General features: G+C 66.1%; 8 protein-coding genes. 5 read left to right on the forward strand and 3 right to left on the reverse strand.

Annotation, left to right across the window (positions count from 1 at the left end; genetic code table 11):
* The first annotated feature begins 167 nt into the window (after positions 1 to 167).
* The 5 genes from ACWDTP_RS35175 to ACWDTP_RS35195 are packed head-to-tail and all read left to right on the forward strand — an operon-like array spanning position 168 to position 5,373.
* A complete protein-coding gene (locus ACWDTP_RS35175; RefSeq protein WP_450027847.1) occupies positions 168 to 1,157 on the forward strand; it encodes an alpha/beta hydrolase in 990 nt (329 codons plus the stop codon).
* Positions 1,154 to 2,008: an SDR family NAD(P)-dependent oxidoreductase gene (locus ACWDTP_RS35180; protein WP_450027848.1), complete on the forward strand. Its 855-nt coding sequence runs from the start codon at positions 1,154 to 1,156 to the stop codon at positions 2,006 to 2,008. The genes ACWDTP_RS35175 and ACWDTP_RS35180 overlap by 4 nt, the downstream gene beginning before the upstream one ends.
* The gene (locus ACWDTP_RS35185; protein ID WP_450027849.1) at positions 2,008 to 2,928 is read left to right on the forward strand and encodes a ferritin-like domain-containing protein; all 921 of its coding nucleotides are present in this window, start codon (positions 2,008 to 2,010) and stop codon (positions 2,926 to 2,928) included. Before ACWDTP_RS35180 ends, ACWDTP_RS35185 begins: the two co-directional genes overlap by 1 nt.
* Before the next feature lies 1 nt (position 2,929).
* Positions 2,930 to 4,480, forward strand: coding sequence for a flavin-containing monooxygenase (locus tag ACWDTP_RS35190; RefSeq protein ID WP_450027850.1), 1,551 nt, complete (start codon positions 2,930 to 2,932; stop codon positions 4,478 to 4,480).
* Positions 4,480 to 5,373 carry a MerR family transcriptional regulator gene (locus ACWDTP_RS35195; protein WP_450027851.1) on the forward strand — a complete coding sequence of 298 codons (894 nt, stop codon included), beginning with the start codon at positions 4,480 to 4,482 and terminating at the stop codon, positions 5,371 to 5,373. The genes ACWDTP_RS35190 and ACWDTP_RS35195 overlap by 1 nt, the downstream gene beginning before the upstream one ends.
* 54 nt (positions 5,374 to 5,427) lie before the next feature.
* Here ACWDTP_RS35195 and guaA read toward each other — a convergent pair whose 3' ends face one another.
* The 3 genes from guaA to ACWDTP_RS35210 all read right to left on the reverse strand — a co-directional run.
* A complete protein-coding gene (guaA, locus tag ACWDTP_RS35200; RefSeq protein WP_450027852.1) occupies positions 5,428 to 6,981 on the reverse strand; it encodes a glutamine-hydrolyzing GMP synthase in 1,554 nt (517 codons plus the stop codon).
* A gap of 66 nt (positions 6,982 to 7,047) precedes the next feature.
* Entirely contained in the window at positions 7,048 to 7,374 is a 327-nt protein-coding gene (locus ACWDTP_RS35205) for a hypothetical protein (RefSeq protein WP_450027853.1), read from the reverse strand.
* Between the two features lie 803 nt (positions 7,375 to 8,177).
* The coding region (locus tag ACWDTP_RS35210) for an amidase domain-containing protein (protein ID WP_450027854.1) at positions 8,178 to 8,780 on the reverse strand (603 nt) is incomplete at its 5' end.

Consider the following 8,780-nt stretch of genomic DNA (forward strand, 5'->3'; position numbering starts at 1 on the left):
CTGCTCGCCGAGGAATCGGCAAGCAGACACGCCGGTACCCCGGAAAGCGCTTTCGCGGGTACGCCCACGTCTGCTCGGCAGAAGAACTTGCCGCCTGACAAATGGTGACATTGACAAATGTCATCAATTGCTGATGTACTCCTCGCACGCTTCGACGAGGAGGCCCCATGTCCGGAACCACCCATCCGGCCCGGCGCGGATCGCTGCGGTCCCGTACCGCAGCCACGGTCAGCAGCCTCACCCTGCGGCAGGTGAGCGGGGCACTGCCGCCGGACACCGGCTGGGGGCTGTGGGCCTCACGCCGGCTGATCGCACAGATCATGGCCACTTTCGGCCCGTCACTGTCGGGCACCCGGGTCGAATCCGTCGACGTTCGCATGGCCGACGGCAGTCGCGTCGTGGGCGAATGGGTTCGGGGGCCCGGGGTCGGCCGGCAGGAGCGCGGTGACGGTGCCATCTACTACCTGCACGGCAGCGGATTCGCCCTGTGCTCGCCCCAGACCCACCGGCGGCTCACCGGATGGCTGTCGCGCCTGACCGGGCTACCGGTGTTCAGCGTCGACTACCGCCTGGCCCCCGAACACCGGTTCCCCACCGCCGCCAACGACGTTCGCGCCGGCTGGGACTGGCTGTGCACCGAGCGCGGGCTGGATCCGGACCGCCTCGTGATGGCCGGCGACTCGGCGGGCGGGCACCTCGCCGTCGACCTGCTACTGCAACCCGCCGTGGCCCATCCGGCCGGGCTGGTGCTGTTCTCCCCGCTGATCGACCTGACATTCGCGCTGGCCCGCGCCCGTGAAAGCCTCTCCCCCGATCCGGCGATCCGGGTTGCCGACGCCGCTCGTCTGGTCGGATTATATTGCAGTAAAACGGATTCCAGCCATCCACGATTGGCACTCAACGTCGTGGGCGGACGGCAGCTGCCGCGGACCCTGATCCAGGCCGGCGGCGCCGAGATGCTGCTCGCCGATGCCCGCGCCCTCGACGCTGACATCCGTGCCGCGGGCGGCTATTCCGAACTGCAAGTGTGGCCCGACCAGGTGCATGTCTTCCAGGCCTTGCCCAGGCTCAGCCCGGAGGCCATACCCGCCATGCGGCAGGCCGCGGGATTCGTCTCGGAATCCCTGCGCCGCAACACCATCGAGGTGGCCGGGTGAACATCCTCGGATCAGGCCGCAAGCGCAGCAGGCACGCCGACGCCGTCGTCACCGGCGCGGGCAGCGGCATCGGCGCCGCGTTCGCCCGCGAACTGGCCACCCGCGGCGGCCGGGTGGTCTGCAGCGATATCGACGAGGCCGCCGCCCACGCCACCGCCGAGGCCATCGTCGCCGACGGCGGCCGTGCCACCGCCGTGCGTTGCGACGTCGCCCACATCGAGGAGGTCGCCCGGCTCGCCGAGACCGCACAAGCCTGGTTCAACGGGCCACCCTCCCTGGTCGTCAACAATGCCGGCGTCGGCGCGGGCGGAGCGCCGATCGGCGACACCAGCATCGACGACTGGAACTGGGTGCTCGGCATCAACCTGTGGGGGCCGATCCACGGCTGCCACGTGTTCACCCCCATACTGCGCGCCGCGGACTCGGAGCAGCCGCGCGGCATCATCAACGTCGCCTCGGCTGCCGCGTTCGGCGCGGCCCCCGGTATGGCCGCCTACAATGTCAGTAAGGCCGGGACCCTGTCCCTGTCGGAGACCCTGGCCGCCGAGTTGTCCGGCACCGGAATCGGCGTCACGGCGCTGTGCCCGACGTTCGTCAAGACCAATATCGTGCAATCCGGCCGTATCACAACCCAATCCACCCAGCTGGCCGACCGGCTGATGCGCTGGATCGGGTTCTCCCCGGACCGGGTCGCCCGGATGTGCCTGGACACCAACGACCATGGCGGCCTCTACTGCATGCCGCAACCAGATGCCCGGATCGGCTGGGGTATCAAACGACTCACCCCGACCGTGTACACCCGTGCCGTCGGCCTCACCACCCGCGTCACCCGCTCCGAGGAGGTTTCATAATGGCGATGGATATGGAACGAATGCTGGCCAAGATCAAGGACCGGCAATGGGCTCTGGTCGACATCGACTGGGACGCACCGGGTGCCGAGACCATCACCGACGAGATGCGGCCCAAGCTCAAGGCCTTCATGGCCGACCTGTGCTGGATCGAGAACGTCGGCGCGCGGGGTTTCGCAGCGCTGGCCAAGAAGGCGCCCACCCCGACCATCGCCGAGATCTACCGCTACTTCCACGCCGAGGAGCAGCGGCACGCCAACGCCGAACTGGCGCTGATGAAGCGCTGGGGCATGCTCGAAGACGGCGAGATGCCCGAACCCAATGTCAATATCCGGCTGGCCATCGAATGGCTGGATACGTTCTCCGACAACATGTCGCTGTCGGTGCTCGGCACGGTCATCCCGATGCTCGAGGTGGCCCTTGACGGCGCATTGCTGAAGTTTCTGCTCGAGGAGGTCGACGACCCGGTCTGCCACCAGGTGTTCGAGAAGATCAACAATGACGAATCGCGGCACATCGCAGTCGATTTCGAAGTTCTGAACATGATCGGTCACTCCAGTACCCGCCGCCTGGCGGTGGAATTCGTCGGCAACGTGGCCTCTCCGGGGGTGATCATCGGAACTCTCATGTATGTGCCGCTGCTCAACCGGATGCGCAACAACATCGTCGACATGGGCCTGCAGCCCGAGAAGCTGTACAAGGCGATGATGCGCTTCAAGGAACTCGGCGGCCGGGCCGAACACACGTGGCGGGTCCCGACGTATCAGCTGCTCAAGCTGCACGGCCGGATGGTCACCAACCCGCGCCACCCCTACCACTGGATCGCCAACCCGATGGTGTGGGCGTCCGACCGTTATCCGAAGGCACTGCTGCGGCCGATCCCCAGCTGGTTCAAGGAACTGACCCACGAGCCGGCGGCCTGACATGCACACCTACGACACGCTCATCGTCGGCGCCGGGTTCACCGGCATCGGCACCGCGATCAAGCTCATCGAGGCCGGTGTCGACGACTTCGTCATCCTGGACCGCTCGGACCGGGTCGGCGGGACATGGCGCGACAACACCTATCCCGGTGCGGCATGCGATATTCCGTCGTTGCTGTATTCGTTCTCGTTCGTCAGGAATCCGGACTGGTCGCGGGCCTACTCCCCGGCCGGTGAGATCCGGCAACACATCGAGGACATGGTCGACACCTTCGACCTGCGCCGCCGCATCCGGTTCGGGGTCGAGGTCGACGGTCTGTCGTTCGATGAGGCCGGCGGGGTGTGGACGGTGAAAACCCAGAATCCGTCGAACGTGGGCCCTGCGCACGCTTCGGACCCCGATTCCGTGCACAGCCCCCACACTCGACAGGCACAGTTTCACGCGCGCACCGTGGTGCTGGCCTCGGGCCCGCTACCCGACCACAAGTGGCCTGACATCCGTGGGCTGGACACCTACCGGGGCCACAAGATCCACAGTGCGAACTGGGATCACGACTACGACTTCACCGGCAAGCGGGTCGCGGTGATCGGCACCGGCGCCAGCGCCGTGCAGATCGTGCCGGAGCTGGTGAAGACCGCGGGTTTCGTCAAGGTGTTCCAGCGCACCCCCGGCTGGATGATCCCGCGGCTGGACATCACCACACCACCGGCCGCCCGCGCCCTGTTCACGAAAGTCCCTGCGGCCCAACATCTTGCCCGCCAGATCCTGTATTGGGGTCATGAGGCCAGCGCGACGGCCATGGTGTGGGACACCCCGCTGACCGGGCTGGTGGCCCGCCTCGGCAAGGCGCACCTGCACCGTCAGGTCAAAGATCCGTGGCTGCGCAGGCAGCTCACCCCGGATTTCACGCCAGGCTGCAAACGCATGCTGGTCTCCAGCGACTACTACCCGGCGCTGCAACGCGAGAACTGCAAGCTCATCGACTGGCCGATCGCCACGATGAGCCCCGTGGGCATCCGCACCAGCGACGGTATCGAACACCACCTCGACGCGATCGTGTTCGCCACCGGCTTCGACGTGCACCTCACCGGTCCGCCCTATCCGGTCACCGGCCTGGGTGGCCGGTCGCTGGCCGACGAATGGACCGGTGGCGCCCAGGCGTACAAGAGCATCAACGTCCACGGGTACCCGAACCTGTTCCTGATGACCGGACCGAACTCCGGGCCGGGGCACAACTCGCTGCTGGTCTACGTCGAAGGCCAGATCGACTACGCCGTCGCGGGCATCGGCGCGGTCCTGCGCAACAACCTGCGTTACCTCGATGTACGGGCCGACGTGCAGCGGCGATACAACGCCCGGCTGCAGCGGCGGCTCACCAGAACCACCTGGATGTCGGGGTGCACCAGTTGGTATCTGACCGCCGACGGCTTCAACGCCTCGATGTATCCCGGTTTCGCGACGCAGTATCTTCGACAGATGCGCGACTTCCGATTCGGCGACTACGACGTAGCGGCCCGCGACGCGCACGTCGCGATCAGCTCGTCGGCCTGATGGCGGCCAAGCAGCAACGCCAACCCGCCGGAGCGGTCTCGCAGATCCTGCGGCGGGTGCGGCGCGGCTCCCGCGATGTCATCGACGGTGCGGTGTCGCAGCTGTTCGACGCCGCGGTCCATCCCGACAGCATCGAGAACTCCGGCGAGTACCGGATCGAGGAGCTGGCCCGGCTGGCCGGGACGACGACCCGCAACCTGCGGGTGTACCGCGACCGCGGCCTGCTGCACCCGCCGCTGCGCGTCGGCCGCATCGCATTGTTCAACGACACACATCTCACCCGGCTGCGGCTGATCACCTCACTGCTCGACCGCGGTTACAACATCGCCCACGTCAAGGAGATGCTGTCCGCCTGGGAACAAGGCAAAGACCTCGGAGAAGTGCTGGGGCTGGAATCGGCCATCGCGGGCAGCTGGGCGGCCGAGAAGCCCGACCGGATGCCGCTGGCCGACGCCCGCGGGCTGGTCGACGACGATGCCGCGTTCGACCGGATGGTCGAGCTGGACATCATCCGGGTGGACGGGCAGCAGGCGACTGTGGTGCGGCCCAAGCTGATCGAGGCGTTCAACGAGATCCGTCAGTACGGGGTCTCGACCGACAAGCTGATCGACATCCACGAGCGGGTGGCGCCGCTGATCGACGAGATCGGCACGGTGATGGTGCGGGCCGGCGTCGAGCACCTGGCCGGCGCCATCGCACCGGGCACCGCGCTGCCCGACGACACCGAGGTCGCCGAGCTGATCACCATGCTGGTCCGGTTCCGCACCCAGGCGGTTGCGGCGGTGTCGGCCACCCTGGCGTTCTCGATCGAGTCGACGATCGAGAACGTGGTCGGCGAGATGCTGTCCGAGTACGTCGACAAGGCCGCAACTGAGAACTGCGAGCAGACGTGACGGTACCCGGGAACGCGCTTTCCGGGGTACCTACGCGTCTGCTCGGCGGGGAAGTCACTCCCACTCGATGGTGCCCGGCGGCTTGCTGGTGACATCGAGCACCACCCGGTTGACCTCGGGCACCTCATTGGTGATCCGCGTCGAAATCCGTTCCAGCACTTCGTAGGGCACCCGTGTCCAGTCCGCGGTCATGGCGTCCTCACTGGACACCGGACGCAACACGATCGGGTGCCCGTAGGTGCGTCCGTCGCCCTGCACGCCGACCGAGCGGACGTCGGCGAGCAGCACCACCGGGCACTGCCAGATCTGGTGGTCCAAGCCGGCGGCGGTGAGCTCCTCGCGGGCGATCGCATCGGCCCGGCGCAGCGTGTCCAGCCGCGACGCGGTCACCTCGCCGACGATCCGGATTCCCAGACCCGGGCCCGGGAACGGTTGGCGGCCAACGATTTCCTCGGGCAGGCCGAGTTCACGGCCGACCGCGCGCACCTCGTCCTTGAACAGCAGCCGCAGCGGCTCGACGAGGGTGAACTTCAGATCGTCGGGCAGGCCACCGACATTGTGATGGCTCTTGATGTTGGCCGTACCGGTGCCGCCGCCGGATTCGACCACGTCGGGATAGAGCGTGCCCTGCACCAGGTACTCGATCTCGGATTCGCTGAGGCTGTCGCGCACGGCGCCCTCGAAGGCCCGGATGAATTCACGGCCGATGATCTTGCGCTTGCCCTCCGGGTTGGTCACGCCGGTGAGTGCTTCCAGGAACCGGTCGGCGACGTCTACCGTCACCAGCCTGGCCCCGGTGGCGGCGACGAAATCACGCTGTACCTGCGCCCGCTCCCCCGCCCGCAGCAGGCCATGATCGACGAACACACAGGTCAGCCGGTCACCGATAGCGCGCTGCACCAACGCGGCGGCCACCGCGGAATCGACGCCGCCGGACAGCCCGCAGATGGCCTGCCCGTCCCCGATCTGGGCCTGCACCGCCTCGATCAGCTGTTCGGCGATATTGGCGGCCGTCCAGGTCGGCCCGATCCCGGCGAACTCGTGCAGGAACCGGCTGAGCACCTGCTGACCGTGCGGGGAATGCAGCACCTCGGGGTGATACTGGACGCCGGCCAGCCGCCGGGCCCGGTTCTCGAAGCCGGCGACCGCGGCACCCGCACTGGTGGCGATCACGTCGAAGCCGTCGGGCGCGGCGGTGACCGCGTCACCGTGGCTCATCCACACCGGCTGGGTGGCGGGTAGTTCCGAATGCAGGTCACCGCCGGTCACCGTCAGCTCGGTACGCCCGTATTCGCTGGTCCCGGTGTGCTCGACGGTGCCGCCCAGCGCCTGGGCCATGGCCTGGAAGCCGTAGCAGATCCCGAATACCGGAACGTCGAGGTCGAACAGGGCGGGATCGAGCTGCGGGGCACCCTCGGTGTACACGCTGGCCGGCCCGCCGGAGAGCACGATGGCCTGCGGATCCCTGGCCTTGATCTCGTCGACGCCGGCGGTGTGCGGGATGACCTCGGAATACACCCGCGCCTCGCGGACCCGGCGGGCGATCAGCTGGGCGTACTGGGCGCCGAAGTCCACGACGAGGACGGGACGGGGGGATTCTGCTGCCACCTGCCCAGTCTAAGAGTTGCGAGAAATCGCCGACGCCGAAGCACTGCGAAGCCTTCTCGCTCGAGGTCAGTTGCCCGGATCGTCGAGCGCCGTCGCGACTCGGCTGACTGCCTCGGCCGGCCTGTCATCTGTCCGCTCGATCCCCTGTGCCGCCGCAACGATCTTCTGACCAGTGTCTTGAAGCCGCTGTACGGCGTCGAGGGCTTCAGCCCTCATTGCATCGCAGTACGCGACTAACGCGGCGCCAGTAGCAAATCCGCGATTTCCATCTCGGGCGGGTGTTCCGGAGTCATAGAGCGTCGCTATGCGAGCCCGAGCCTCTTCCGCCTTCTCATCGATCAGCCCACCGGAGTTCTTGACCTCTTCCGGCCTGATATGAATGTCGTCTGTCATTGACCTCCCTCAAGGTGGGAATCGTCGCCGCTGATGCACGTGGTGGGTGACATCGAGCGTGGCTGTGGGGCAGTCACATACAAGATCACAGACGCCACAAGAAGGGGTGCCGTCACGGCTCCATAGACTCCGGCGATCCAGGCGCTCCGTCTGCTCCCGTGATTCATCCGCACAACCATTGCCACCACAGCCACCCCCGCGATGACCAACGCGATGACTCCGACCTGTAGCAATCCGCCCGGGATCGACAGTTGCTCCAGACAGCGGTGGGCCATGATCTGCCCGTGACGGTAAGCGATGACGGCCGAAAATCCCGCCAGCCCCCAAAGCGCGATCAAACCTGCGATCGCTGCGACTACGGCTAGCAGTCCCGTAAGTATCCGAACGGTCATGGCAAAAAGTCCTCGCAGCAGCACCACACGTCGGGAGTGTGTTGTCTGTGAAATCGAACGGTTGACCGTGCGCGACGGAGGCGAACACCAACAGAACTGCGGCCGCCGCGGCCAGAACGCACAGACTTCGGCGACTGGGTGCGCCTCCCCCGACCCGCTGCGGAAGCACCAGAGCAACCACGGCTGCGGTGAGTGCCACCGACAATCCGCCCAGCGACACCCACCACAGCACAATCTCGAAGGATTCGAAGCCGAGCACTCGTTTGGTACAGGGCGCGATGCTGATCGACTGCAAGCGGTACGCATCAATGCGTTCCAGACCGGCGGTAGCAGCTGTCCCGAGTAGTAGTGCCAAAAAACTGAACAGACCCAACATCGACGGGACATGAGGCGCGTCGACGACGCGGAATTTCACCATGACCGGCCAGGTCGAACAACTACGACATGTCGGGTACCTTCGCCTTGTTCGACCACCGGAATCCGGCCTGTCAGGCTGGAATTCTGTGCACCAGGCGTGTGTTGGCTGTACAGAATTTCACCATCAGGAAGTACTCCGGTCACAAGGGCGACATGGTGTGATTCACCATCGACGTGAGCACCCGGCCCGTCGGCATAGTCGAAGTAGACGACGTCACCGGGACGGGCTCCCGAGATGCCCACGCGCTCGCCGCCGTTATTCATGAAGAAGTCTTGTTGGGCGTCGGCGTTGTACCAAGAACGTGTATGACTGTAACCCTCAACCTCAGGCCACCATTTGCTGTCCGGCATGTTCCATTCCCACTCGCCTGCCCGACTCTGACCCCAGCCATGGTCATCAAGGGTCGAACGTCCCTTGTACGGAAGTCCACCGGCATGCAGCGCCTGGGACACAAAATGGGCGCAGTTGTTTGGAAAGATGTCGCTACTCGTGTCATCCCAATGGTCTCTCGCGAACTGTAAAGTCTGCATTGCGTCAAAACCGCGATCCTTCGCTTCCAGCTCAGCCTTCACGTTGGCAGGCAGGCCCGCCAAGTT

The organism is Mycobacterium sp. NPDC003449 (assembly GCF_053588415.1).